At 62.5% G+C, this 25,437-nt stretch carries 17 protein-coding genes and 1 pseudogene; 7 read left to right on the top strand and 11 right to left on the bottom strand.

Annotation, left to right across the window (positions count from 1 at the left end; translation table 11 throughout):
* Window positions 1–14: 14 nt before the first annotated feature.
* Complete coding sequence (locus tag AC3IPP_RS07500) at window positions 15–2,930, bottom strand: TonB-dependent receptor domain-containing protein (RefSeq protein WP_003165215.1); 2,916 nt, start codon at window positions 2,928–2,930, stop codon at window positions 15–17.
* Between the two features lie 504 nt (window positions 2,931–3,434).
* Here AC3IPP_RS07500 and AC3IPP_RS07495 point away from each other — a divergent pair.
* Complete coding sequence (locus AC3IPP_RS07495) at window positions 3,435–4,481, top strand: proline racemase family protein (RefSeq protein WP_003165218.1); 1,047 nt, start codon at window positions 3,435–3,437, stop codon at window positions 4,479–4,481.
* Window positions 4,482–4,530: 49 nt separating this feature from the next.
* Window positions 4,531–5,142, top strand: a complete 612-nt coding sequence (locus AC3IPP_RS07490) for a TetR/AcrR family transcriptional regulator (RefSeq protein ID WP_040345568.1) — start codon at window positions 4,531–4,533, stop codon at window positions 5,140–5,142.
* A 317-nt stretch (window positions 5,143–5,459) separates the two neighbouring features.
* Here AC3IPP_RS07490 and AC3IPP_RS07485 read toward each other — a convergent pair whose 3' ends face one another.
* Entirely contained in the window at window positions 5,460–5,582 is a 123-nt protein-coding gene (locus AC3IPP_RS07485; RefSeq protein WP_003165222.1) for a hypothetical protein, read from the bottom strand.
* A gap of 360 nt (window positions 5,583–5,942) precedes the next feature.
* Between AC3IPP_RS07485 and AC3IPP_RS07480 the strand changes: the two genes are divergently transcribed.
* The gene (locus tag AC3IPP_RS07480) at window positions 5,943–6,266 is read left to right on the top strand and encodes a hypothetical protein (protein ID WP_143255400.1); all 324 of its coding nucleotides are present in this window, start codon (window positions 5,943–5,945) and stop codon (window positions 6,264–6,266) included.
* A 360-nt stretch (window positions 6,267–6,626) separates the two neighbouring features.
* Here the strand turns inward: AC3IPP_RS07480 and AC3IPP_RS07475 are convergent.
* Window positions 6,627–7,253: pseudogene (locus AC3IPP_RS07475) on the bottom strand (IS5 family transposase); the annotation flags it as partial.
* 16 nt (window positions 7,254–7,269) lie between these two features.
* On the opposite strand from AC3IPP_RS07475, the gene AC3IPP_RS07470 reads away from it, so the two are divergent.
* The gene (locus tag AC3IPP_RS07470) at window positions 7,270–7,464 is read left to right on the top strand and encodes a hypothetical protein (protein ID WP_003165225.1); all 195 of its coding nucleotides are present in this window, start codon (window positions 7,270–7,272) and stop codon (window positions 7,462–7,464) included.
* A gap of 17 nt (window positions 7,465–7,481) precedes the next feature.
* The gene (locus AC3IPP_RS07465) at window positions 7,482–8,318 is read left to right on the top strand and encodes an alpha/beta fold hydrolase (RefSeq protein WP_003165226.1); all 837 of its coding nucleotides are present in this window, start codon (window positions 7,482–7,484) and stop codon (window positions 8,316–8,318) included.
* 567 nt (window positions 8,319–8,885) lie between these two features.
* On the opposite strand, the gene AC3IPP_RS07460 is transcribed toward AC3IPP_RS07465, so the two are convergent.
* The 3 genes from AC3IPP_RS07460 to AC3IPP_RS07450 all read right to left on the bottom strand — a co-directional run bounded on the left by AC3IPP_RS07460 (window position 8,886) and on the right by AC3IPP_RS07450 (window position 14,875).
* Window positions 8,886–11,075 carry a TonB-dependent receptor gene (locus AC3IPP_RS07460; RefSeq protein WP_489150897.1) on the bottom strand — a complete coding sequence of 730 codons (2,190 nt, stop codon included), beginning with the start codon at window positions 11,073–11,075 and terminating at the stop codon, window positions 8,886–8,888.
* A gap of 183 nt (window positions 11,076–11,258) precedes the next feature.
* Window positions 11,259–11,735, bottom strand: a complete 477-nt coding sequence (locus AC3IPP_RS07455) for a hypothetical protein (protein ID WP_003165228.1) — start codon at window positions 11,733–11,735, stop codon at window positions 11,259–11,261.
* 173 nt (window positions 11,736–11,908) lie between these two features.
* A complete protein-coding gene (locus tag AC3IPP_RS07450; protein ID WP_489150896.1) occupies window positions 11,909–14,875 on the bottom strand; it encodes a TonB-dependent receptor in 2,967 nt (988 codons plus the stop codon).
* A gap of 309 nt (window positions 14,876–15,184) precedes the next feature.
* On the opposite strand from AC3IPP_RS07450, the gene AC3IPP_RS07445 reads away from it, so the two are divergent.
* Both AC3IPP_RS07445 and AC3IPP_RS07440 read left to right on the top strand, forming a co-directional pair.
* Window positions 15,185–16,861 carry an FAD-binding dehydrogenase gene (locus tag AC3IPP_RS07445; RefSeq protein ID WP_128720146.1) on the top strand — a complete coding sequence of 559 codons (1,677 nt, stop codon included), beginning with the start codon at window positions 15,185–15,187 and terminating at the stop codon, window positions 16,859–16,861.
* 45 nt (window positions 16,862–16,906) lie between these two features.
* The gene (locus AC3IPP_RS07440; protein ID WP_489150895.1) at window positions 16,907–17,770 is read left to right on the top strand and encodes a bile acid:sodium symporter family protein; all 864 of its coding nucleotides are present in this window, start codon (window positions 16,907–16,909) and stop codon (window positions 17,768–17,770) included.
* On the opposite strand, the gene AC3IPP_RS07435 is transcribed toward AC3IPP_RS07440, so the two are convergent.
* The 5 genes from AC3IPP_RS07435 to AC3IPP_RS07415 are packed head-to-tail and all read right to left on the bottom strand — an operon-like array spanning window position 17,767 to window position 25,355.
* Window positions 17,767–19,497 (bottom strand): AMP-binding protein, encoded by a 1,731-nt coding sequence (locus AC3IPP_RS07435; RefSeq protein ID WP_128720148.1) that lies wholly within the window; start codon window positions 19,495–19,497, stop codon window positions 17,767–17,769. The two genes, AC3IPP_RS07440 and AC3IPP_RS07435, sit on opposite strands and share 4 nt — an antisense overlap.
* Window positions 19,494–20,780, bottom strand: a complete 1,287-nt coding sequence (locus AC3IPP_RS07430; protein ID WP_128720149.1) for an acetyl-CoA C-acetyltransferase — start codon at window positions 20,778–20,780, stop codon at window positions 19,494–19,496. The genes AC3IPP_RS07435 and AC3IPP_RS07430 overlap by 4 nt, the downstream gene beginning before the upstream one ends.
* Complete coding sequence (locus AC3IPP_RS07425; RefSeq protein ID WP_223850857.1) at window positions 20,780–21,652, bottom strand: MaoC family dehydratase; 873 nt, start codon at window positions 21,650–21,652, stop codon at window positions 20,780–20,782. The genes AC3IPP_RS07430 and AC3IPP_RS07425 overlap by 1 nt, the downstream gene beginning before the upstream one ends.
* 20 nt (window positions 21,653–21,672) lie before the next feature.
* Window positions 21,673–22,983 (bottom strand): 3-oxoacyl-ACP reductase, encoded by a 1,311-nt coding sequence (locus tag AC3IPP_RS07420; protein WP_128720150.1) that lies wholly within the window; start codon window positions 22,981–22,983, stop codon window positions 21,673–21,675.
* On the bottom strand, window positions 22,983–25,355 hold the full coding sequence (locus tag AC3IPP_RS07415; protein WP_128720151.1) for an acyl-CoA dehydrogenase: 2,373 nt from the start codon (window positions 25,353–25,355) through the stop codon (window positions 22,983–22,985). The genes AC3IPP_RS07420 and AC3IPP_RS07415 overlap by 1 nt, the downstream gene beginning before the upstream one ends.
* Window positions 25,356–25,437 lie beyond the last annotated feature (82 nt).

Genomic DNA, 25,437 nt, shown 5'->3' with positions numbered 1-25,437 from the left:
TGCTTCCCTTGGGCTCAAAACGTCTGGCGAAGGGCCACGTAGAATCGACGGCCGATGACGTCGTACAGGGTGGCGTCGGTGCTGCCCGGCGTGCCGTTGATGGTGACCGGCTCGGGGTCGAAGGCGTTTATCACGCCGAAGCGTAAATCGGTCGCCTCGCTCAGCGACCAGCGCGCCTCGAGATCGACATAGCTGGCCGCCTTTGCAGACGGAGTCGTATTGGCTGGATTGGTGATCCGAGCCGTCGCCTTCATCTCGTCGATGAAGCGATGACGCGCCATAAACTGGAAATCACCGACGTCATACCGGGCCGTCGTGACCAGCTTCCACTCGGGCCGCCCTTGGAAGCCGGCGGAGTCGCGGAAGGGGTCGCCTGTGAAACTCTGTGTTTCGTACTTCTGCAGGCGGGTCGCCACCATATTGAGCGAGAGCGAGCCCGCATCCGGAAGGCCCAGATCGACAAGGTCCGCGCGCCAGTCCGCCTGCATGTCAAAGCCCGAGGTGCGGAAGGCGGCCAGATTCAGCATGGGCTGGCGAGACGCCTGAGTGATAACGCCCGTCGCCGGGTCGCGAGCGATCTGCTGACAGTAGATATTGCTGTTCGCAAAAGTCGGATTGTTGTCGAAACACTCCGACAGGCTGCTGCCGATCGTCAACGGTCCGATCGCATCTTCGACGCTGATGTCATAATAGTCGATGGAACCGGATATGTTGCTCAGCCAGGGCGTCTGGAACGGCGAACGGAACACCAGGCCGATCGCATAGGTGTCGGCCGTTTCGGGGATCAGGTTCAGGCCGCTGGTGGTTGTCGCTGTCACCGTGTTGATGTTGTAGACATAGCTGTCGATCAGCCCGACCGGGACGCCCTGCGCCAGACACAGCTCTCGCACCGAAGCCGCGTTTTCGCTTGCACGATAGCGCGATCGAATATCGCAGGGATCGCCTGCGCCCGTGGTGGTGGAGCCGATGGTTGAAGCCGTCTTCACTGACGGCGCAAACAGTTCGCCGGCGCTCGGCGCGCGGATGGCCCGGGCGACCCCGCCCCTGAATTCCAGCAGGTCGTTCACCCGCCAGTTGGCGGTCGCCTTATAGGTCGAGACTGTGTCGACGTCGGCGTAGTCCGACACACGATAGCCCAGGTTAAGCTCCAGGCTCCGGACCAGAGGCAGATTGGCCAGCACGGGGATCAACACCTCCCCATAAACTTCCTTCACCTGAGTCCGTCCTTGCGTCGGCATCGCCTGGTTCGGCGAAATCACGTCGCCGGAGATATGCAGAGAATCCGGGTTGAAGGCGTAGGTGTTGCGCCGGAAGGACAGGCCCGCCGCGAATCGCACCTCGCCTGCCGGCAAGGTGAGCAGACCGCCTTGCAGGTTCAGTTCGGCGTCCGTCTGGCTGTATTCGCTGGTGTCCTTGGGCGAACGCCGCAGGAAGTTCAGGCAGGAAGCAGACAGCGCGGTCATACCAAACGGATCGAACCCTCCGTCGCACAAGGACGCGCCGCCGTCTGGGGCGTTCAACAGCTGCTGGGTTCCCGACAGCGAGGTCCATCCCGTCAACTGACGCGTCTCGTCCGTCCGGCCATATGAGACGTGCCCCTGCCAGGACCAGTCGCGATACGGCAGGGCCCCGGAGAGACCCAACACCACCTGGCCGACGCCATAGCTGAGATCGGTGCGCCGAGGTCCCGCGTATAGCGTCCGTTTTTCAAACGAGAACGCAGCGTTGGGATCTGGTCGTGAAGCCAGAAGAGCGCGCAAGTCCGCCGGAATGAAGGGGTTCGTCACCGGCACGGTGAGACCGGTCGTCGCATCCGCCACCGCCGCCGCCAATTGGGTCGTTGAATCGTAAACGGTATAGTTGAACTGCAGCTGAGCCTTGACCGTGTCGGTGAGGTCGTAGTCGACCGCGCCGAAGATCGATCCGCGCGTCTGCGGCGTCTGCAAGTAGGTGTCGACCCCATTGAAGCCGACCGAAGAACCATTGTTGGTGAAGCCCATCTCGGCGCCCGGGCCGCGATAGTTGACCACGGAACGCCCCGTGGCGAACAAGGTGCCGTCATCATTGAAGCCGAAGGTGCTGGTAGCTTGGACGGTTCCCGGCGCCACTCCGTACTGGGCGAACACCATATCTACGGCAGACTGGCTCGGTCGATTGGCCGACGCCGGCAACAGGCCCTGGGGGATGGTCGCCGAAGCCGTCTGCTGACGCAGATAGAAGTCACGATCCACCGTCAGGATGGTCTCGCGCCGGCCATAGCCCGCCGACAGGACCGCATGGCCGCGACCGTCGGCGAAGGCCCCGCCGGCGGTGACATCCAAACGGAGGGTTTCGTCGTCGCCCTGACCAGACAGGCCATATTGAGCGTCGATCTGAAAGCCCTCGAAACGACGGTTGAGCTTGAAGTTCACCACCCCGGCCACGGCGTCGGATCCATAGGTCGAAGACGCGCCCCCCGTGATCACCTCGACGCCCGAAATGAGCGCGCGAGGGATGGTGGTGATATCCACGACATTGTTCCCCGAGGAGGGTTGCAGACGGCGGCCGTCCAGCAGCACCAGGGTCCGCGAAGCGCCCAAGCCGCGTAGATCCACCGTGCCCTGCGCGCTCCCGCGCAATTGACCGGAGGTCGACGTGTTCCCTGGCGTGAACTGGGGCATCTGCGCCAGCGCGGCCTCGACCGGCGCCCCTCCGGACGCCTCGATGAATTCCTTGCCGACTGTGACGACAGGGCTCTCCGCCTGGTAGTCTCGTCGCGAAATCCGGCTTCCGGTCACTACGATTTCACCGAGCTGGGTGGCTTGGTCAGCCGGCGCGGCGATCTCCGGCGGAGTGCTGTCGGAAGCCGCCTCCTGCCCACAAACTTGAGACGCAAAAAAGACGGTTGCAAAGGCTGCTGTCGACGACAGCAGATTCTGGCGCAGCTTCATGTCATCCTCCCACGGCGCGCTATTGTCGCGCGCTCAGATCAACCGCGTTGTTAAGACGCGGATAGAACTTGTTGGATCGAAGCTTTCGGAGATCTCGCCGCCCGGTCGCTCGACCTTTTATAAGGCCAACACGCGTGTTGCATCAGGACAAATGCTTTTTTGGTATAAGCTTATCGGATCGCCGCACCGAACGCGGACATCACCCGGATAAGGGGCAAAAAGGCGAGCGGGGGCACCTCACGAATCCAGCCAGCGCAGGCGCTCAGGCGCATTCGAACGACTTTGACGATAATCGGCGGACCGCTCGACGAGAGCATCGTAATTCAACTCTCGGTCGTTCTCAGATCGTGGAAGAAAAGTTGCGAGCCCGTGCGCATTCTGCTCCTCATCGACGACAAGCTCCATTTCGGCGCACGCTGAAACGGCGCAATCTGGCCGGCCCCTCCCGATCAAGGCGTGGAGCCGCCGCGATCTAACCAGGGTAAAGGAAGGATTAAGATTGATATGAACGCGCCGACCGAGGCCGTCACGCTCCGCACGCTCGACATGCACACGGCCGGAGAACCTGTCCGCATCGTGGAAGCGGGCTATCCTGAGTTGGTCGGAGCGACCCTTCTCGAAAAGCGACGCGACGCGCATCGGAATCATGACCACCTTCGGCGCGCCTTGATGCTCGAACCGCGCGGCCATGCCGACATGTATGGCGTCATCCCGACCTCAGCCTGTCACCCGGACGCCGATTTCGCCGCGCTGTTCACGCACCAGGAAGGCTACAGCACCATGTGCGGTCATGCCACGCTCGCCCTGGGCCGGTGGGCGGTCGACAGCGGCCGGGTCCGGATCGGGGATGACCGCGCCAGGTTCAAGCTGGAAGCGCCTTGCGGCGTGGTGGACGTGGAAGTCTGGAAAGACGCCGAAGAGGTGCGGGTGGCGTTTGAAAGCGTCGAGGCCTATTGCCCTGAGTTGGATCAGGCGGTCGAAGTGCCCGGGTTCGGATCCGTTCAACTCGACATCGCCTTCGGGGGCGCGTTCTACGCCGTGCTTCCCGCATCGAGGCTCGGCCTGTCCCTCATGGACACGCCCTTGGCCGAACTGGCGGCGGCAGCCGTCGCAATCACCGATGCAGTGCGCGCAACCCTGCCGGTGCGACATCCTTCAGAACCCGATCTCGGCTTCCTCTACGGGACGATCCTCACCGACGACACGCCGCTGGGCGATCACGGCGGGCTGCCGAGCTACAATCTGTGCGTTTTCGCCGAGGGGCAAATCGACCGTTCTCCGACCGGCAGCGGCGTAACGGCGCGCATCGCACTGTGCGCCGCGAGAGGCGAGATGCAGCCAGGCCAATCCTGCGAAATTCGCGGCGTCTCCGGCCAGGGCTTCACCGGGACCCTGGCGCGAGTCTCGGAGGACGAGCGGGGGATCGTCTCACGGGTCAGGGTGGAGGGAACCTCGCATTACATCGGACGCTCGGAGTTTGTCTGCGAACCTTCAGATCCATTCGCCTGGGGCTTTGAATTGCCCGTCAAGCTAAACGCGTTGTCCAGATGATCACGCCCTGCCCCAAACTCGATCCCTAAGCCCTTGCGAGACGCCTCCGATGATCAGAAAGGCGCGGAACCCTTCTCAACCCGGGCGCGCGGAGGGGCGCTGCAGGGATGCGGACGTCACGAGAAAGGCGCTGCTTCGGTCCGCGGCCGAACTGTTCGCCGAACACGGATTCGACAAGGTGCGCGTGCGCGCCATAGGCCACAGGGCGAATGTGGATCCTTCCCTGATCAACCGCTACTTCGGAGGGAAGGAAGATCTTTTCTCGGAGGTCGTGAAGGCTTGTCATTCCGGTTGGCGTGACAGCTGGAGCGAACGGGTCGCCCTCGCCGAAAAACTCGTCGACGAGGCGCTTTTCGGCGACGGAGCCACGCCGCTTCTTCTGGGTGCGCACATCCTGCTCCGTTCAAGCGGCTCTGAGCGTGCGCGTCGTATTATCGACGCTACACTCGGGACTGACGCCTACGCAGAGCTCGAAGCCTGGGTCGGAGGTGAAAACGCCGACATTCGCGCTCGGCTGCTCATGGCGACGATCGGGGGAGTCATGCTGGCGCGAGACTTGGGCGGCGATTTCGATATGTCGCCGGCAAGGCAGGACGCGCTTCGCGCCCAGCTTGTCCTTTCTCTGCAGCTCCTTCTCCACGTCAAACCGCCGAACATCTGAGGGCCGCTCGACGGTATCACGCCCACGAGCATTATGAGCATCCGCGACAAATGGCCGGATATCGTAAAGACGGTCAGCCGCCGCTCGCCCGTGTAGGGCGCCCAGTGCATTGAGCGAAAAGTGCAATCGCCCGATCGCAAACCGCACAATGGCCAGCACAGCAATCCCGCATCAGGAAGGCCAAGAGACCCGACAAGCGCGTGAAAGCCGCGCTGTAAATAATCCAGCGCCCGGCCCGACGGCTCTCGATCAGACCAGCCGCCTCGAGTTGCCCGAGGTGAAAGGACAGGCGCGACACAGGCGCGCCCTCGAGCGCGTCAGCGATAGAGCCCAGCCCGCAGCCCCTCGGCGCCTGCAACAATCAACAAGCGCACGATGCGCAGGCGCGTTTTGTTGGAGATGGCGGCAAGCGCCTTCACCGCTTGATCTTCGTCCACCATCGCCCCATCATTCGCCAATAATTGAAATGCCGCCCCCGCCTCCCCCACCAGTTCAGAGCGTGCGGCTTCCCCTCAACAAAGCCAAGCCGCCGGAACCAGAAGCGGCGGACGCTTCTGTCACTGGATTTAAAGTATGGTGCTACAAGCCCTTCGTGATCGACTCGAGTCCGGGCAGGTCGGCATCTATTTCCTGACCGTGGCGTGCGCAGCCGTGATCGGCTGGGCCGCCCCGGGAACCGAGAGTTGGGAATCTATCATCACTCCAGCCCTGGCGGTGATGCTATTCGCGACATTTCTCCAGGTACCTCTGGGCGACCTCGGAAGGGGATGCCCCCCACCCTTCCTCACATAGCGATCATCTTGAACACCAGTGAGATCGCGACGGCCCTGTTGGTTTCGCTATACAAACTCACCGGAGATAGCCTTGCCGACATCAAAGCTGCGGTGACAGGTCGTCGTCCGGTCGTGCAGGAAGATCTATTCAGCAACGCGTTTTATGATGATGGTATTTCGCGCTTGAGAGCCATCGTCGCGTTATTGCAAAATTCCGGTGTCGAGTTCGACATCTACGAAATCGGCGAGGGCGAGCGTTATGATGACGCGGACCTCGATAGGTGCAGGATCACAAGTGAAACACTGGGAAACATCCTTTCGGGATCACAACGAGAGCCTGAGCAAACATAGACCTTTCAACGCTTGAAATCATAAGTTTTGGCGGCTCGGTACAGGACGAGAACCCGACTTCACGGTTTTGAGCATTAACGGTGCATCAGACCCGAACCATGCCTTCACACTCATTCGGCCAGAGATCGAGCTGACCATAATCGAAAGCGGCATGTCGGCCCAATTCTCGAAGTCTCTCTGGATATGTTATCGCAGAAGAAGCATGATACGATCAGTGGGACGCTCATCCGTACAGCCGTGAAGAATTGGGATGAGGTGAGCGAATCCTACACGTTCGAGATGCACGGTGAGACTTGCAAGGCATCATTGCGCGACACCTTGAGCGACGAAGAAGAATTCTCAGAGTCCGTTTGAGAATGCTCAAGGATGGACGATCCTGCGCAGCATGAGGCTTCCGAGGGCGATGTGGATCATGGCTTCGGAGACGTCGAGGCGCTGTTCGTAGTCTCGGACGAGGCGCTTCCACCGGGTCATCCAGCCGAAGGTTCGCTCGACGACCCATCGCCGGGGGAGGACCTTGAAGCGGGGCTCTTTATCGGTGCGCCGCACGATCTCTAGGACGAAGTCGCGATAGGCGGCGGCGTCCATGAGGCGGGTGCGGTCATAGGCACCGTCGGCGAAAAGGTGCTTGAGCCAGGGCCAACGCTTTCGGATGGCTGCGACGATAGTCTGGGCACCGGCGCTGTCGGAGATGTCTGCGGTGGTGAGATTCACCATCAGCAGCCTGCCATCGGTGTCGACTGCGATATGCCGTTTGCGGCCAACGACTTTCTTGCCCGCATCGAAGCCGCGCTTTTCCGCCGCGGGCGCCTTGATTGACTGGCTGTCGACGACCGCTGCGGTCGGACTTTGCTCCCGGTTCTCGCGCTCGCGGTCAAGCATCAGCGCGACATCGTGGATCGTGCGAAACAGCAGTCGACGTACGAACCGCCGGAACCACCAGTAGACTGTTTGCCAGGGTGGGAAGTCGTTCGGCAGCATCCGCCAGTGGCGTCAGATCTCGGTGCAGTCGAACACCCTGTCCTTCGCTCAGAAGGTCATGCCGTCCGGGATCACGCTGCAGCGACAAGGGGGACTGCTGACGCAACTGCTCGACGGGCTGGGCGCTTCAACCCTGGTCCAGTTGGACGTCGTCAAGGACGCCCAGTTGGTCCTCCACATGCCGACGCCGATCACGGCCGCCGGTTCGTTCCGATAACGACAAGGAGACAGACCATGCCCTATGTGACCACCTCCGACGGCGTCGACATCTTCTACAAGGACTGGGGCCCCAAGGACGCCCAGCCGATGCACTTCCATCATGGCTGGCCCCTATCGGCGGACGACTGGGACAACCAGATGCTGTTCTTCCTGCAGCAGGGCTATCGCGTCGTCGCGCATGACCGGCGCGGGCATGGCCGTTCGGAACAGGTCGGCGACGGCCATGACATGGATCACTACGCCGCGGACGCCTCGGCGGTCGCCGAGCATCTGGATCTCAAGAACGCCATCCACATCGGTCACTCGACCGGCGGCGGACAGGTGGCGCGCTACGTCGCCCGGTTCGGCCAGCCTCAGGGCCGCGTCGCGAAGGCCGTGCTGGTCAGCGCGGTGCCGCCGCTGATGGTCAAGGCCGAAAACAATCCCAACGGCACGCCGATCGAGGTCTTCGACAGCTTCCGCGCCGCTCTGGCCGCCAACCGGGCGCAGTTCTTCATCGACGTGCCCGCCGGCCCCTTCTACGGCTACAACCGCCCCGGCGCCGAAATCTCGCAAGGCGTGATCGACAACTGGTGGCGTCAGGGCATGATGGGCAGCGCCAAGGCGCACTATGAAGGCATCAAGGCCTTCTCGGAAACCGACCAGACCGAGGACCTGAAGGCGATCACCGTACCCACGCTGGTGTTGGCGGGCGACGACGATCAGGTCGTCCCTTACAAGACCGGCGCCCTCATGCAGGACAAGCTGCTGCAGAACAGCAAGCTGATCATCCATCCCGGCTTCTCGCACGGCATGCTGACGGTGAACGCCGACGTGGTGAACGCGGACATCCTGGCTTTCATCAAGGGATGAAGGACGACGTCCACATGATCCCTCCGGACGCGGCGTGGCCGTACTGGACCGGCAAAGGCGCGCCTTCCTTCGGGACGGCGCCCCGCTGCTCCCCTGACCGATTGAAAATGGCCCAAAGACACTGCGCGGACACAGAAACGCAAAAACCCTGCAAGACACTGCTCTTGCAGGGTTTTTGTTGCCTAGATCGGTATAACCAGGGAGGTTGTGGGTGCGGGAGGGCGCTGTCCTTGTTGGTATTGGCCGATGATCCTGCCCGGCGAGAAATGTCGGTGCGTCCTCCTCGGCAAACACGGTCCCGCATGAGGAACACGATTCAAGTTGATGAGAGATCAGGAGCCTCCCGTCGTTCCTCATAGAAGAATCGTACCATCTCAAACAAAGCCCCTACTTCTCGATTTGGCAGAAGGCAGATAGTTCGAAAAGCTTCCGCGAAGCGGAGCCACTCGGGGGATTGAAATCCTTCCCCCATAAAAACTTCGTCGGAAAGCGGCAGATAGTGCCCAGCTTGGGCGATTCGGTTTTTCGTCGTTGATAACGGTGTTGCGGCGAATGCGCTGAAGGTGTTCAGAAGCGCCGCTGCAACGTCAACCGCACTGCGCGACCGATGGGGTCTTGTAGATCCCGGCCATAGCCAGGCGCTGGCGCACCATCCCCTAGGCGTGCTTGAGGCCTTTCATCGAACAGATTTGAAACCTCCAGGCTCACTTGTAGGCCCCCAGCCCTTCGGCGCATCGCTTCAGCATCAACGGCGGATGTCGCGCGAGTAGAGGGCATCTGAAAACTCAGCTTCAAATCCATTGATGCGAATGGCTTCAACAGCAAGTCCGTCGGCCCATCGGCGCCACTCAACCGTCGCGTGCGATAACCGTCTTGCCATCGCGCTGAAGCGTTTAGCGCCCAACGCCCGCGTCGTGCATCGATCAGCAAACGCGCGTCCTGCCTCGACACTCCGCCCCCGTCTCCCTTCAGTCGATTCAGCTCAGGGAGTCCGTTCGCCAGCGACAACGTGTTGCGCAAACGATAGCTATGACTCAGCGACACCCGCAGAATCGTCGCTTCGTCGCCAACAGCCCCAGAGGGGCGCGGCAGATTGAAGTTCAAACTGCTGGTCAGGCCTTCCGTCAGGTTGGCGCCGAAGTTAAGCGGGCGATAATCAACAGAGATCAGCCGCCCATCCAGATCTCGACGGAATCGCTCTGGAAAGGCCGCTTCGACATCCTCTGTCAGGTCTGGCAGGGAGCCGACCCCGTTCGTCGTCCTGTCGCGTTGATAGCCCAGGTTGGCGGATAGACTCCACCGCGTGAACGGTCCAAGCGACGTCGTCAGCGAAAGACGCTCCGAGCGCGGCTGTCGCAAGTCGGGGTTTCCTCCCATGATCGGTACGATCTCCACCGCTTGGCCGTTGCGGAAGTCGAACACTACTCGCGGCGTGTCATGATACAGGGGCTCGGACCTCAGATTGTTCGAAATGCCGTCGTTCGCAGCGGACCAGAGGCCATTAAGGCGCACCTTCTGACGCGGAACCCAGGTCAAGGCCGCGCTCATCTCATCGCCGGATCCTGCGCCCGTGTCCCGAACGCCGCCGCCTACCGTCGCCAGCAGATCGCCTAAGCCCCGCAACACGCCTTCACGCGCGCCCGCCTTGGCCAGCGGAACGGCCAAAGAGCCCCTCGCCTCCCGAGTCTGAAAGCGGCTTGTTGCGCGGCCCTGTTCGCGCTCGACCGTCGAGCGACTATCCATGAAATTGCCGTTGAAATTGGCGACCAGGGGACCGGCGGGCAGTTCCATCAACGTCCGCCCGACGGATCCGCTCAGGCCCATCATGCGGTTTTCACCACGTGTATCGCCAAAGCCGCTCTCGCGCGCTCGCGACGCCTGGCCAGTCGCATTCACCTGGACCCGCCACCCCTTCGCCTCGCCGCTGAGTCCGAAAGCTCCGCCCAGGCTGTTATTTCGCCTCAGACTCGCAACGATCTCGTCGCCGAAGCGAACGCGCGACGAGCTTTCCCTAGCCTGACCGTTCAAACTGACCACAGACGACCATTCGCCGAGCGGACGCGTCGCAGTCAGGTTCACCGCAGCCAGATCGACGCCGGGGCGCAGGGTGACCGCGTCACCCGCAAGCCTCTCGCCTTCCCCTCGATCGCGTTCATCGGCCCGCAGAGCGGTGTCGCGCAAAACGCGCGCGCCCATCTGCAAGGTCCGTTCGCCATTAATCGACGAGCGGCGCAGATCAATTGCCAGCGACGACATTCCGCTCTGTGTCGGCCGCTGTCCGGATACCTGACCGTCATGGCTTCGAAACTGCCGCTGCAAGACCAGGTTCACCACCCTTTGCCCCGGCGCGCCTCCATAAAGGGCCCCCGCCTCGGCAGGCAGCACCTCGGCCCGAATAAGGGCGTCCGGTGGGAAACCGGTGAAGGCGCCGGGATTGGCGACGCGCTTGCCGTTGATGACAACCATAGGCGCTTCGCCGACGCCATATGCTTGACCCAGCCGCTGCAGAACCTCGCTGATGTCCCAAGCGCCCAAGGCGTCGATCTCTACGCCGTCCAGCTCGACCACGGGCGGGACCAAGGCTGCGCCGCGGCGACCGCGAACTTCCACGTCATCGACCCTGACCGGTTCTTCTAGAGTTTGGCGCGCGGCTTGATCGGCTGCAGCTCTCGCTACGGTGGCGCGGCCCTGCTCCGTCTGCGCGACCTCCGTCTGCCCCACGACGGCTAGACTGACCAAGGGCAGCCACAACAGCATTCAATACTCCGTCGTACGCAGCACCTCGCCTGAAGGCTAATTCATATCAGGCGTCGGGTTCAGATAGATACGTTGTTGCTGAACTATCAGCGTCTAAACAAAAGAAACGCCGGGAGCTCTTGCGAACCCCCGGCGTCGGAAACGATGCAGTCATGGAAAAGACGACCGCACCATCAGGCATGATCAGGAAATTGTCAGGCCCGGCGAGCTCGTCAGCGTGCCCGTGATTTTGCACGGGTTCGGCGAACCAGGAATAGTGGAAGTAGGGAAATACACGCTACTGGTTCCATTGTTCCAGTTCGTCGTGATGACGCCATTGCAGCTGCCCAGGATCGAGCTGGCGCCGATGTTGGTGATGGTGATCGAACCACCTCCGTTGGGCGTGATCGTCCAGGGGAAGCCCGACGGCGAGACCAGCAGGCCGCACTGCCAGTCGCCTGGGCTGAAGCTGCCGCCGGTGATAGTGGCCGAACTACCGTCAGCAGCCACAGTCCCGTTCAGCGACACGTTACAGTTGATGGTCGTCGACTGCTCAAGGGTCAAGGCGCCTGACAAGACAAAAGACGTACCGGCTGGACTGATCGATTGCGCCATGGCCGGAGCGGCGAAGCCCGCGATGGCCAGAACGGCGGCTGAAGCAATAGAAGCAGCTTTAAACATGTCATCTCCTCCCAAATATTTCACCAGTTAATGGTGACGAAGACACAAGACAATTGAAACAGATGTAAGTCAAATTATAAATATGATTAATTTTATATTATTCACTTTAAATTCTATAAATCACAACAACAAGCGCCGCCACCTTATTAAAGATGGCGGCGTAGGATTTAAACTTAGAATCTCTTACTTACGCTTACAGCTATCAATCTAGGATCAAGCGTGAAAACATTCGTCGTCAAACCAGTATCATCACTATTCGTGAAGGCATCCGTGATTGGCGCGTCGTCAAACAGATTCTTGACGTACGCTTGGAAAACCAAGCCGCTCGACATATTTTCCAGCGTAACGTTGACATTAACATTATCCCATGCCTTCAGGCGATCATATTGCGTATTATAGACGCGAGAATAACTGCTTCCCTGATAGTAGTAATCGCCGCGCAGCGTCAGATCCCAATCTCCAAGGAAGAATGTGTACTGGGCGCCGATGTTGGCGGTGATGTTCGGCGCATTGGGCAGCTCATTGCCGCTGAGATCCGCCTCAAAACCACGCCCCCCGTTCGGCGCATCCTTGAATGGATCGTAGGTGATGCCGAACAGACGCCAGAAGGGAACGCTGGAGGTGTAGTTGGGATCAAACGTCCCCGTGCGAAGCGAACCGCCGCACAGCGCCTGAAGCGCGAGCGTCTTCGTAATCTCTGGAAACGCCGTACCTAAGATTTTTTCGACATGCTTGGTCGGCGCGATGCAGTTCGACGGCACCTGCAGCCAGGGCCGCAACACCATCCAGTCAGGATTGCCCTGGGTTCGATTCATAACGTCGATGGAACCTTCACCATCGCCGATCTTGGTGTCCAGATAGCCGATGTTCGCATCCAAGCGCAGGTTAGGCGTCGGCTGGAACACCGTTTCCAGCTCCAATCCCATCATGCGCGCATCAAAGTTCTCGTTCAGCGAGATACGATCGACGATCTGCGACACCTGATAGTCGGTGTAGTCGTAATAGAAGGCGGTCAGATTCAACCGCACTTTTCCATCATGGAAGGAGTTCTTCGTTCCGATCTCAAAAGCGTTGACGTATTCCGGCTCAAACAACTCGGCCAACGGCTGATACTGGATGACCGACGGATTGATGTCGACGCGAGGCGGGTTAGCGCCGCCGCCCTTATAGCCCCGAGCGTAGGAGGCGTAGATCAGGGTGTCGTCCGTAAAGGGCGTCACCGGCTTCCAGTCCAGCACCAGTCGCCCGGTCAGGGCGCCCCACTGCTGCTTGACGTCCGGCAGCGCCGGATAGCCACGGCTGACATAACCGCCCGACGACGGTCCCGGATTGCCGCGATCCGCACCCAGAAGGAGTTGGCTCGGATAGGGCGTGCTGATCTTGCGATCATCGGTGTAACGCAACCCCGCCGTCAGCCGCAGGTCAGACGTCAGATCCCAATACCCCTCGCCGAAGACCGCCCAGGAACGTGTATGAACAACATTCTTGCTACGGAAGTAGTTGTGCCCGTCGCCAGCCAACTGACTGATAGGCGTCGGATCGACATAGACACATTCTTTTGGAGTTTGAGGCGTACAAGGCTGCGTAACACGCCCCTGATTTACAGGAGCACCTACAACATTATTGTAATAATATTCAGCCAAGAAAGTAAAAACGTTATTAAAAACGTAGTAATCATCATTAGATTTAAAATCCAAATAATTAGCACCGATATTAAAATTAAATCTTCCATCAAGATTTGATTGAAGTCTTAGCTCTTGAGTCCATTGACGATTGTCAGACTTACTCAAGTCTGCAGAAATCATCCTATTGGATGTACCTAGTTGTGGATCTGTATAGTAACCACCAGGCAAAGGAGAGTTAACTATAGGCTGCCCATTAACATCAAAAAGATTGTCAGTGCTGTTGAATATAGGATTTGAAACAAATCTATTATAGTCTTGAGTTGAATAGTAACCATCCTTCGAGTACGCGGTTTGAGATATCAGCTTCAGTTTATCGCTGAAGTCATACTCTACATTAAATTGCGAAACATCGTTCTTGACCCGAAAGATTGGGTCATAACTGGTCGCTACTTCTCGCAAGTTCCGTGACTGGGTCAAACCTGCATAAGGGTCCGTTCCAAGCGGCACGCCCACCACCAGCCTTCTCGAAGCATCATAGCCAAATGACGTGGCGGCGAGAAAAATATGGGCGAACGCGCCGCCGTTCGGCGCGCCATAGGCCGCGTCATCATAGAGCGAGCCGGGCAGACATCCCTGGCTCAGACGGTTCCGGATCAGGTCGGAAGTAATATTGACCGCACCCACGCGCGTCGGCCCCGGATCCCGCGTACACAACTGCTTGCCCGTGCGGGAACGCTGATCGTCTTCCTCGAAATGCTCCCAGATAAAGCTGGTGCGGAAGCGGTCCGTCGGTTCCCAAAGGGTTGAAAAGCGCGTCGACCACATGTCGCGGTCGTTCACCTGGGTGTCGTTGAAGCTGTTGTAGTCGAACCCGTCGCGCTTGGTCGCCGATCCGGCTAGACGAACGGCGAAGGTGTCGGTGATCGGTACATTGACCATGGCCGACATGCGCCGGGTGTCATAGTTGCCCGCCTCGCCCTTGACGAAACCCTCGAAGTCAAAGCCCGGCAGGTTTGGGATCATGTTGACCACGCCGCCGGTAGCGTTGCGACCATACAGCGTACCTTGTGGCCCGCGCAGCACCTCGACGCGGTTCACATCCAGATACTCCTGCTCGAACAGACGGTTTCGGATCAACGGCGTGTTGTTGAAACTGACCGCCACGGCCGGGTCGCTACTGGCCGAAATCGCCTTAGTCCCGACCCCGCGGATCGAGAAGTTGTACATGGAGAAGTTGGCCTTGGAGAAACTGACGTTCGGGATCGCCCGCATCAATTCCGACCCGCCCTCGATCTTCATGGCGTCAAGGTTTTCCGCCGACAGCGCCGTCACGGCGATCGGCACGTCCTGAATCGATTGTTCACGCTTCTGGGCCGTAACAATGATGTCGCCGACGGTGGTTGCTTCCTGTGACGGCGCGACGTCCTGAGCCAGAGCGGGGCCGGCCGCTACAGCAAGAACAACGGCAGACGCGGTGACAGCCAGACGCGCGCGATTACAGGCCGCTGAAGCCATGAAACTTATCTCCCCAGACATCGAGCGCCCTTCCCCAGGCGCGCCGACACGTTTCCCCCGTCCCGATTTATCATCTCACGGTTGGACGGTGCGACCGCAGGACTAAGGCCACACGATCCATCTATTCACTGATCTGTCAATACACTACTTACATCATTGTTCGATGACGTAGCGGAAGCTTTTGCAGCTGCGTCGCTTATCTTGCGCAATGCAGCGCAGACCCAGGTATCACATTGTTCAAACTATTTTCCTTTCGCTAACATTATTGTTAGTAATGATGAGAGCGTATTATTTTTGGGGTGCAGGCCGATGAACACGGACATCGTTATAGTCGGCGGAGGATTGGCAGGGCTGGTCGCCGCACACGAGTTGACCCGCTCGGGCAAGTACGTCGCCCTGGTTGATCAAGAGAATGCCGCCAACCTAGGCGGTCAGGCATTCTGGTCCTTCGGCGGCCTGTTCCTGGTGAACTCGCCCGAGCAACGGCGGCTGGGCGTGCGTGACAGCTTCGACCTGGCGTGGCGCGACTGGCAAGGCAGCGCCGGCTGGGATCGCCTGGGCGCCCCCTTGGCTGAAGATGAGTGGGCTGTGCAATGGGGCCGCGCATACGTGGAATTCGCAGCCGGAGAAAAACGCAACTGGCTCAGTCGACACGACATCAAACTGACGCCCATGGTCGGCTGGGCCGAACGCGGCGCGGGCAAGGCGCTCGGTCACGGCAATTCCGTTCCGCGCTTCCATGTCGCCTGGGGCACGGGAACCGGCGTATCCGAACCGTTCGCCTGTCGTGCGCGAGAGGCGGCCAAGTCTGGTCGACTGGTCTTCTATCATCGCCATCGCGTCGATCATTTGCTGGTCGAGGCCGGACGCGTGAAGGGGGTGTCCGGCGTGACTCTGGCGCCCGACGACGCGGCGCGAGGCGCCCCCTCCAATCGTCAGGTCATCGGCGACTTCACCCTGAAAGCCGACGCCGTGATCCTGGCGACCGGCGGCATCGGCGGCAACCATGAGATGGTCCGGCGCTATTGGCCCGAGCGGCTGGGCGCGCCGCCGGCACGCATGATCACCGGCGTGCCCGCCCATGTGGATGGGCGGATGCTGGACATCGCGGCCAGGGCTGGCGCGCGACTCGTGAACCGGGACCGCATGTGGCACTATGTGGAGGGTGTGCGGAACTGGGCGCCGATCTGGCCCGACCATGCGATCCGCATCCTGCCGGGACCGTCGCCTCTGTGGTTCGACGCCCTGGGGCGGCGCCTGCCCTTCCCGGCCCTGCCCGGCTACGACACCATCGCCACGCTGAAATATCTGCGGACCACTCCTGATCTGGCTGAGCATGACCACTCCTGGTTCATCGTCACCGAGACCATGCTGGCCAAGGAGTTCGCCCTGTCGGGCTCGGAGCAGAACCAGGACATCACCAACCGCAACCTGCTGGGCGTCTTGCGTTCGCGCCTGGGCAAAGCCGCGCCTCGAGAAGTCGTCGCCTTCCGCGACAAGGGCGCCGACTTCGTGGTCGCCGACGATCTGGAGGCATTAGTCGGGAAGATGAACGGCCTGACCGACAGACCGCTGCTGGACGCCGCCCTGATCCGCGCCCAGATCGAGGACCGCGACGCCCAGACGGCCAATCCCTACGCCAAGGATGCGCAAGTTCAGGGCATTCACAACAGCCGGCGCTATCGCGGCGACCGCTGGGCGCGCACCTCGATGCCGCACAGGGTGCTGGACCCGACGGCCGGGCCGCTGATCGGGGTCAAGCTGCACATCCTGACGCGCAAGTCTCTGGGCGGACTGCAGACGGATCTCTCCAGCCGCGTGCTAACGCCGGACGGAACGCCGCTGGAAGGACTCTACGCCGCAGGCGAAGCTGCGGGCTTCGGCGGCGGCGGATTGCATGGTTACAATGCGCTGGAGGGCACCTTCCTGGGCGGCTGCATATTCTCGGGACGGGCGGCGGGGCGCGCGCTGGCGGGCCAGGCCTAAGAGGGACAATCGCGCCGCCATCTGGCGCACGGGGAGAAACGACGCATGGATTCCGCAATGGCCACCATCGGCCTGCCCGTCGCGCTGGGCATCATCATGTTCGGCCTGAGCCTCGGACTGACGCCCGCAGACTTCGCCCGCGTGGCCCAGAGGCCCAAGGCAGCCGGCGTGGCCCTGGCCTGCCAGTTGCTGTTGCTTCCGGTCATTTGCTTCGGGCTGGTGCTGCTGTTCCGCCTGCCGCCCGTCCTGGCGGTCGGCATGATGCTGCTGGCCGCCTCCCCCGGCGGGACGACGGCCAATCTCTACAGCCATTTGTTCCGGGGTGATGTGGCGCTGAACATCAGCCTGACGGCCATCAACTCGGTCATCGCCGTGGTGACCTTGCCGGTCGTGGTCAATCTGGCGATCGCCTTCTTTCAGCCGGGCGACCTGCATGTCGGCCTGCAGTTCAGGAAGACGATCGAGGTCTTCATGATCGTGCTGGCTCCGGTGGCGCTGGGGATGCTGGTGCGCGGATGGCGGCCCGCCTTCGCGGCCGCCATGGACAAGCCGGTGCGCATCGCCTCCATTCTGATCCTAGTGCTGGTCATCGTCGGCGCCGCCGCCTCCAGCTTCGATGTGTTGATGAGCCAGATCGGCAACCTAGCGGGCATCACCGTGGCCTTCTGCCTCCTCAGCCTGGGCGTCGGCTACGGCGTGCCGCGCCTGCTCAGGATCGAGCGCCCGCAAGCCGTCGCCAGCGCCTTCGAAGTCGGGCTGCATAACGCCACCCTGGCCATCGTCATCGCCCAATCCGTGCTGAACAGTTCTGAGATGACGCTGCCCGGCGCCGTTTATGGCGTACTGATGTTCCCGCTGGCGGCGGCCTTCGGCTTCCTGATCACGCGCGGGAAGACCGAACCCGCCTAATCCCGCAGTTCACGGCGCAGCACCTTGCCGACATTGGTCTTGGGCAAAGGCTCGTCGCGGAAGATGATGATGCGAGGGACTTTATAGGCCGTCAGCCGCTCGCGGCAGTGGGCGACGATCATCGCCTCCGTCAGTTCGGGCGAGCGCGGCACGATGACGACCTTGATCCGCTCGCCCTGAACCGGATCAGGAACGCCGACAGCGGCTACCTCGTCCACCAGGGGGTGGGCCGCCACCACATCCTCGACCTCGTTCGGATAGACGTTGAAGCCGGACACCAGGATCATGTCTTTGATCCGGTCGACTAGCCGCACCCGGCCGTCCGCCTGCATAACGCCCACGTCGCCTGTCGCCAGCCAGCCATCAAGCGTCAGAACCTTGGCCGTCTCCTCCGGTCGGTTCCAATAGCCGCGCATGACCTGGGGGCCGCGCACGTATAGTTCGCCCGGCTCGTCGATCCCGCACCAACTTCCGTCGTCACGACGCATCCGCACCTCGGTAGAAGGCACAGGAAGCCCGACCGTGCCGTCGAAGCCCATCGTCTCCGGCCGCTCGATATCCACATAGCCGATGCAGACCACCGGCGAGGTTTCGGTCAGGCCATAGCCTTCGATCAGCGGCGCGCCGGTCACGCTCTGCCAAGCCTCGGCCACCGACGCCTGGGTCGCCATGCCCCCGGCCACGGTCAGGCGCAGATCCGAGAAGTCGCGATCACGGAAGGCCTCATTCTTGAGCAACCCGGCGAACAGGGTGTTGAGGCCGGTAAAGGCCGCGAACCGCTCCTTCCTCAGCACCCACTCTACCCGCTTCGCATCGCGCGGATTAGCGATCAGGATGTTGCGTCCGCCCACGCCCACGAACATCAGCAGGTTCGCCGTCAGGGAGAAGATATGATAGAGCGGCAGCATGGTGACATTGCCCACCACCTGATCCTCAGGGATCTGGGCCATGATCCAGGCGCGCCCCTGCAGAACATTGGCGATGATGTTCCGATGGGTCAGCATGGCTCCTTTGGCCACGCCAGACGTACCCCCCGTATATTGCAGGAAGGCGAGGTCTTCCGCCTTCGTCTTGACCGGCTTCAGCGACAGTCGCCGCGCCCGACGCATCACGGCGGGCCAGCGTTCAGCCTGCGGGACGCACCACTTAGGCACCAGCTTTTCGACATGGCGCAGCAGGGCGGTGATCGCCGTCCCCTTCACCGGCCCCATCATGTCGCCCATGGCCGTGACGACGACATGGCGGATGTCCGTCCCCACGATCGCCTGTTCAAGAGTGGCGGCGAACATTTCCATCACGACGATGGCGACCGCGCCGCTGTCCTTGAGCTGATGCTGCAACTCGCGCGGCGTGTAGAGCGGGTTGACGTTGACCACCACCGCCCCGGCGAACAGCACGCCGAACAGCGCCACCGGATACTGCAGGCAATTCGGCATCATCAACGCCACCCGGTCGCCGGGCCGCACGCCCTTGGCCTGCAACCAAGCCGCAAAAGCTCGCGCTTCCGAAAGCGTCCGCCCATAGGTCACGCCCGAACCCATGCTGACGAAGCCGACGCGGTCCGCATATTTTCGGGCGTCCGCCGCGAACAATTCGCCGACCGAGGACCACTGCGCCAATTCGTCGTCGATCGTCGCCGGCACGTCGGGTCGATAGGCGCGCGTCCAGAATCGCTCAGCCCACAGGCGATCGGCGTCGGTCTGCGTCACATCCAGCGCCACGCTCATTTCTCGATCACGGCGACGACGCCCTGCCCCCCGGCTGCGCAGATTGAAATTAGGCCGCGCCCCTTGCCCGCCCGGTTCAGCATGTGCGCCAGATTGCCCAGGATACGCCCGCCCGTCGCCGCGAACGGATGCCCCGCCGCCAGGGACGAGCCGTGGATGTTCAACCGCTCCCGGTCGATGGGGCCCGGCGCCCGATCTAGTCCCAGCCGGGTGCGCGCATAGTCGTCGCTTTCCCAAGCCTTGAGGGTGCAGAGCACCTGGGCGGCGAAGGCCTCGTGGATTTCATAGAAGTCGAAATCCTGAAGCGTCAGTTCCAGCTTAGCCAGCATTCGCGGCACGGCGTAGGCAGGCGCCATCAGCAGGCCTTCCTCGCCGCTGACGAAATCCACGGCCGCCGTCTCGCCTGCCCTTATCCAGGCCAGGATCGGCAGTCCCCGCGCCTTCGCCCATTCCTCGCTGGCCAACAGCACTGTCGAGGCGCCGTCCGTCAGCGGGGTGGAATTGGCGGCCGTCAGCGTGCCGTTCTCACGATCAAAGACCGGCTTCATCGCCGTGACCTTGGCCGGGTCAATATCAGGCCGCAGATTGTTGTCGCGCTTCAACCCGTTGAAGGGAGAGACCATCTCGTCGAACAGCCCCGCCTCATAGGCCGCCGACATATTGCGATGGCTGCGGATCGCCAGGGCGTCCTGCTCCTCGCGCGGGATGGCCCAGTGCTTGGCCATCAGCTCGCAATGCTCGCCCATCGACAGGCCCGTGCGCGACTCGGCGTTGCGCGGCGGCTCAGGCCGGAAGGGCGCAGTCAATCCCGCTCGCGACAGGGCCCCCAACCGGCCCAACATCGTTTTCTCACGGTTGGCGGCCAACAAGGCGCGGCGGAAACCTTCATTCAGAGCGATCGGCGCATCCGAAGTGGTGTCCACTCCGCCCGCAATCCCGACCTCGATCTGGCCCAGGGCGATCTTGTTGGCGACCAGTATGGCCGCCTCCAGGCCGGTGCCGCAGGCCTGCTGCACGTCATAGGCGGGCGTGTCGTGGCCCAGCGTCGTCCCCAGCACGCTTTCGCGCGTCAGAGCGATGTCCCGCGAGAGCTTAAGCACAGCGCCCGCCGCCACCTCGCCCAGCCGCAGGCCATGAAGGTCATAGCGGTCGATCAGGCCCTGCAGGGCTGCTGTCAACATGTCCTGGTTCGACGCCTCGGCGTAGGCGGTGTTTGACCGGGCGAAGGGAATACGATTGGCGCCGATGATGGCGACACGGCGTGGCGAGGACAGGGTCAGCATCAGACGATGATCTCCAATGGGGCCAGGGCGCTCAGGCGTCCTCGCATATGAAGGCGCTCGCCCGTCGGATCGCGCACCTCGAAATCGCGATGGTTCGGCGCCGTGAACAACGCCGCCGCGCCGGGCAGCAGCAGCGGAGTGCGGAAGGAAACCTCGATCTCGGCCGCCTCCAGCCCATCGGGCGGCGTCAGGGCGGCCAGCGCCCGCGCCTGGGTCCACATGCCATGGGCGATGGCGCGCGGAAAGCCGAACAGCCGCGCCCCAAGGGCAGAGGTATGAATAGGGTTGGCGTCCCCGGACACCCGCGCATATCGACGCCCCAGATCGCCAGGAAGCGACCAAGACTGATGCTGCGTCATTTTGGCCGCCGCTTCCATCTCCGGCGCCGCAGCGCCGCACCCAGCGCCGCCGCGCTTCAAATAAAGGCTCTCGGCCTCCCAGACGACCACGCCGTCCCGCCCCATCGTGGTCAGGATGCTGAACGCCTGCCCGCGCTCATGCGACATCAGGCGACCGAAGCGGACATGCGGACTCAACGCCTCGCCCGGCCTCAGCCTCGCATATTGGCGAATGCGGTTATGCAGGTGCACCAAACCCGCCAAGGGAAACGGAAAGTCCGAGCGCATCATCAGACGCAAATGCATCGGAAAGGCCAGGATGTGCGGCCAGGTCAGGGGCACGCCCTGAGCGGTCACGAAACCGCACAGCCGTCCGTAGGCTCCGATCGCATCGGCATCCAGACGCAGCGGCTGCGCCGCTAGTTCCGCCTTCGGTAGGTCGCAGCCCCCCGTTTCACCACGCAACACGCCCCGTATCGCGCCGCCCGCCAATTGCAGCATGGAGACCGGGGCGGCCGCCTCTGCTCCCCTCATCTTTTCGCCCTCCGCATCCGTCAGGCCCCAAGCAGGCTCTGACCGCAGACGCGCACCACTGCGCCGTTCACGCCGCCGTTGTCCGCCTCCGCCAGCCACAAGGCGGTCTCGGCCACGTCGATCGGCTGGCCGCCCTGCCCCATACTGTTCATCCGTCGTCCCGCTTCACGAATGGCGAAGGGGATGGCGGCGGTCATGCGAGTCTCGATAAAGCCTGGTGCAATGGCGTTGACGGTGATCGCGTCGCCCGCCTCGGCCGCCAGCCGCCGCACCGCGCCGATCCACGCCGCCTTGGACAGGGCGTAGTTGGACTGGCCCTTGTTCCCCGCGATGCCGCTGAGCGAGGACACCGCTAAGATCCGCCCGTTAGGTCGAATCAGCCGAGCGCCCAATAAGGCGCGTGTCAGAGTTAGCGGCGCACCCAGGTTGACGGCCATGACGCTATCCCACTCGGGCGCCGACATTCTGGCCAGCGTGCGATCACGCGTAATCCCTGCGTTGTGGATCACCGCATCATAGCCGTCCGCCACCCGCGCCGCCTCAACCAGACGTTCCGCCGCATCGGCCGCAGTAATGTCGACGCTTAACGCCTCGGCCCCGATCTGGGCGGCTAAAGCATGCAAGTCAGCCTGCGCGCCAGGCGCGTCAAGCGCGGTCACTGCACAGCCTTCGGCTGCGAACAGCCGCGCCATGGCCGCACCGATCCCGCGCGACGCGCCGGTGATCAGGACTCGCCTCCGGTCAGCGGAAATCGACGTAGACGCCGCCGCGCCGATCGTAATCACCTGGCCCGAAACATAGGCCGAGCGCGGCGACAGGAAGAAGCCCAAGCTGGACGCCGCGGCCTCTTCCGCGTCCGACGCGATCCGCAGAAGTTGCGCCGTCCCGCCCTCGCGCGCCTCCTTGGCCAGGGAGCGGACAAAGCCCTCCACTCCCCGCTGAACCGCCTCCCCCTCGGCGTCCGTCATGCTTTCGGGCGGTCGGCCGATCACCACCATGCGACCGCAAGGTCCAAGGCGGCGCACCGCCTCATGAAAGAAGCGATAGAGGTCCGCGGCGCCGGACGTCTGGTCGATGTCGGAGGCGTCGAAGATCAACCCGCCATAGCGCGCGCCTTCATCAGGCGTCGTATGAAGATCGACGCCCCACTGGCCCGCCAGTCGATGCAGAAGCGATGACAACCGCCCGCCGCCGCCCAGCAGCAGGGGGCCGACAGGCGACGCTCCGGCCTCAGCCCTGCGGCGCAACGGCAAGGGGCGCGGCAAACCCAGAGCACCGGTCAACCAGCCGCCCATACCGCTGTTGGCGAAGTCCAGATAACGATCCGACATCAGGCGGCCTGCCGCCCCTTGCCCGTCGTCCCGGGACGATCCGACGCCGCCTCACGACCGGCCAGCCCCTCCGCCAGGCCGAAGTCCTGCGGAAAGTCGTCGACCATGATCGCCTGGATCGCCACCTCGGCATAGCGCGCGATCAGCACGCTTTCATCGGCGTCGATCAAGCCTTGCATCTCGGCCTCTCGCGCCCAGTCCGCCAGTCGTGTGAGATCCTGCGGCGCGCGAGACAAGCGCCCGGTCCTGATCGCCGATTTCAGCCGCGCTTCGACAGCCTCCACCTGCGGATACAGGTCGAAGGCCACGAGGACGGCGGCGATGGGATCGACCTCCAGGCTGGCGCTCCACGATCCAGCCACCAGCCGATCTCGCGCAGGGCCATGGCGCTGGATCAAACCCGCGACCTCGGCGGCGCACTTGTCGCTGGGCGTCGGCGACTTCAGGCCGAACGGCGCCCCCGCCAGTTTCAGGAACAGGGCCGCGCCCCGGCTCGGGTGATTGGCCAGCAGGTCACGCCAGGCCGTCGTCGCACGGTTCAATGCGTCCTGCACCGCCCAATGAATGAAAGGCAGGTCTTCGGCCGGACGCCCCTCGTCCTCAAAACGCTTCAGCGCCGCCGACAGGATGAAAAGCTGGGACAGCATATCGCCCAGTCGCCCCGTCAGAGCGCCCTTGCGCTTCAAGGTGCCGCCGACCGTCGCCATCGAGACGTCCGAGGCCAACGCCAGCAGGGTCGAAAGCCGCGTCGCCTGTCTGTAATAACGACGCAATTCAGGTGCGGCGTCGCGCGGCGCCGTGATCAGCGCGCCGCCGGTCAGGCTGAACCCGACCGCCCGCGCCATATTGCCCAGCACGAAGCCGACATAGCCGAACAGGGCGCGATCAAACGCCTTCAAGTCCTGCACCTCGGCTGTCCGCATCATCGGCAGGACATAGGGATGGCAACGGATCGCGCCTTGGCCGTAGATGATCAAGGTGCGCGTCATGATGTTGGCGCCCTCGACTGTGATGGCGACCGGAATCTGCTGATAGGCGCGGGCCAGGAAGTTGCCAGGGCCCATGCAGACGCCCTTGCCTCCGATCACGTCCATGCCGTCATTGACGATAATGCGAGCGCGTTCGGTCACATGATATTTGGCGATGGCCGAGACGACCGAAGGCTTCTCGCCCTGATCCAGCGCCGCCGCCGCCAACCGCCGCACGGAGTCCGTAGCGTAAAGATGCCCCGCCATCCGAGCCAGGGCCTCCTGCACGCCCTCAAAGGCGCCGATCGGCTGGTTGAACTGGCGACGGATGGCGACATAGGCGCCGACCATGCCCACGGCCAGCTTGGACATCCCCACGTTCGAGGACGGCAGGGAGATGGCCCGACCCGCCGCCAGACACTCCATCAGCATCCGCCAGCCGGCGCCGACCTGCTCACGCCCGCCGATAACCATCTCCATCGGCACGAAGACATCATCGCCCTCGATCGGACCGTTCTGGAAGACAGCGTTCAGGGGCCAATGGCGCCGCCCGATCCGCACGCCCGGATGCTCGCGCGGGATCAGGACGCAGGTGATCCCCGGTTCATCGCCCTGATCCAGCAGGCCGTCGGGATCAACCGCACGGAAGGCCAGGCCGATCACCGTCGCGATGGGCGCCAGGGTGATGTAGCGCTTGCGCCAGGTGATGCGGAAGCCCAACGTCTCTCGCCCCTTCCACATGGCCTTGCAGACCACGCCGGTGTCGGTGATCGAAGCGGCGTCTGAACCCGCAAAGGGGTTAGTCAGGGCAAAGCAAGGAATCTCTTCCCCGCGCGCCAGTCGCGGCAGATAGTGGTTCTTCTGCTCTTCCGTGCCGTAGTGCAGCAGCAGTTCGGCCGGTCCGAGAGAGTTCGGCACCATCACCGACACCGCCGCCGCCGAACAGCGCGTCGACAGCTTCTGAATCACCTGGCTGTGGGCGTAGGCCGAAAAGCCCAGACCGCCGTAGGCCCTTGGGATGATCATGCCCAAGAACCCCTTGTCCCGCGCATAGGCCCACGCCTCAGGCGACAGATCCTGCCAGACGGCGGTGCTGTCCCAGTCGTTGGACAGGTCGCACAGCCGTTCGGTCTCTACGTCGAGAAAGGTCTGCTCTTCATCCGTAAGGCGTGGCGCAGGCGTCGCCAGCAGACGCTTCCAGTCCGGCCGTCCCGAGAACAACTCGGCGTCCCACCAGACGTTGCCGGACTCGATCGCCGCCTGCTCGGTCGCGCTCATACGCGGCATAATGCGACGAAACACGCTCATCACCGGGCGAGACAGCAAGGTGCGGCGTACAGGCCGGATAAGCAGCAACACCAGCAGGGCCGCGACAGCCGCGCCCGACACGATCCAAATCCACATGAACGATCCTTCCGCCCCAGCGACAGGCGAAGTCGCTCAGACTGTCTTCCATTGTCCTGAAAGGAGGAAACGCGGCCGCCCC

Source organism: Brevundimonas sp. KH_060 (assembly GCF_057838275.1).
The sequence above is the reverse complement of the archived record's forward strand: the minus strand, read 5'-3'. Positions and strand labels throughout refer to the sequence as shown.

Coding starts and splice junctions, on each gene's coding strand:
- AC3IPP_RS07445 (WP_128720146.1), top strand. CDS start 15,185: ATGAACACGGACATCGTTATAGTCGGCGGAGGATTGGCAGGGCTGGTC.
- AC3IPP_RS07465 (WP_003165226.1), top strand. CDS start 7,482: ATGCCCTATGTGACCACCTCCGACGGCGTCGACATCTTCTACAAGGAC.
- AC3IPP_RS07425 (WP_223850857.1), bottom strand. CDS start 21,652: ATGAGGGGAGCAGAGGCGGCCGCCCCGGTCTCCATGCTGCAATTGGCG.
- AC3IPP_RS07455 (WP_003165228.1), bottom strand. CDS start 11,735: ATGTTTAAAGCTGCTTCTATTGCTTCAGCCGCCGTTCTGGCCATCGCG.
- AC3IPP_RS07430 (WP_128720149.1), bottom strand. CDS start 20,780: ATGCTGACCCTGTCCTCGCCACGCCGTGTCGCCATCATCGGCGCCAAT.
- AC3IPP_RS07485 (WP_003165222.1), bottom strand. CDS start 5,582: ATGGTGGACGAAGATCAAGCGGTGAAGGCGCTTGCCGCCATCTCCAAC.
- AC3IPP_RS07420 (WP_128720150.1), bottom strand. CDS start 22,983: ATGTCGGATCGTTATCTGGACTTCGCCAACAGCGGTATGGGCGGCTGG.
- AC3IPP_RS07490 (WP_040345568.1), top strand. CDS start 4,531: ATGATCAGAAAGGCGCGGAACCCTTCTCAACCCGGGCGCGCGGAGGGG.
- AC3IPP_RS07495 (WP_003165218.1), top strand. CDS start 3,435: ATGAACGCGCCGACCGAGGCCGTCACGCTCCGCACGCTCGACATGCAC.
- AC3IPP_RS07435 (WP_128720148.1), bottom strand. CDS start 19,497: ATGAGCGTGGCGCTGGATGTGACGCAGACCGACGCCGATCGCCTGTGG.
- AC3IPP_RS07415 (WP_128720151.1), bottom strand. CDS start 25,355: ATGTGGATTTGGATCGTGTCGGGCGCGGCTGTCGCGGCCCTGCTGGTG.
- AC3IPP_RS07500 (WP_003165215.1), bottom strand. CDS start 2,930: ATGAAGCTGCGCCAGAATCTGCTGTCGTCGACAGCAGCCTTTGCAACC.
- AC3IPP_RS07460 (WP_489150897.1), bottom strand. CDS start 11,075: ATGCTGTTGTGGCTGCCCTTGGTCAGTCTAGCCGTCGTGGGGCAGACG.
- AC3IPP_RS07440 (WP_489150895.1), top strand. CDS start 16,907: ATGGATTCCGCAATGGCCACCATCGGCCTGCCCGTCGCGCTGGGCATC.
- AC3IPP_RS07450 (WP_489150896.1), bottom strand. CDS start 14,875: ATGGCTTCAGCGGCCTGTAATCGCGCGCGTCTGGCTGTCACCGCGTCT.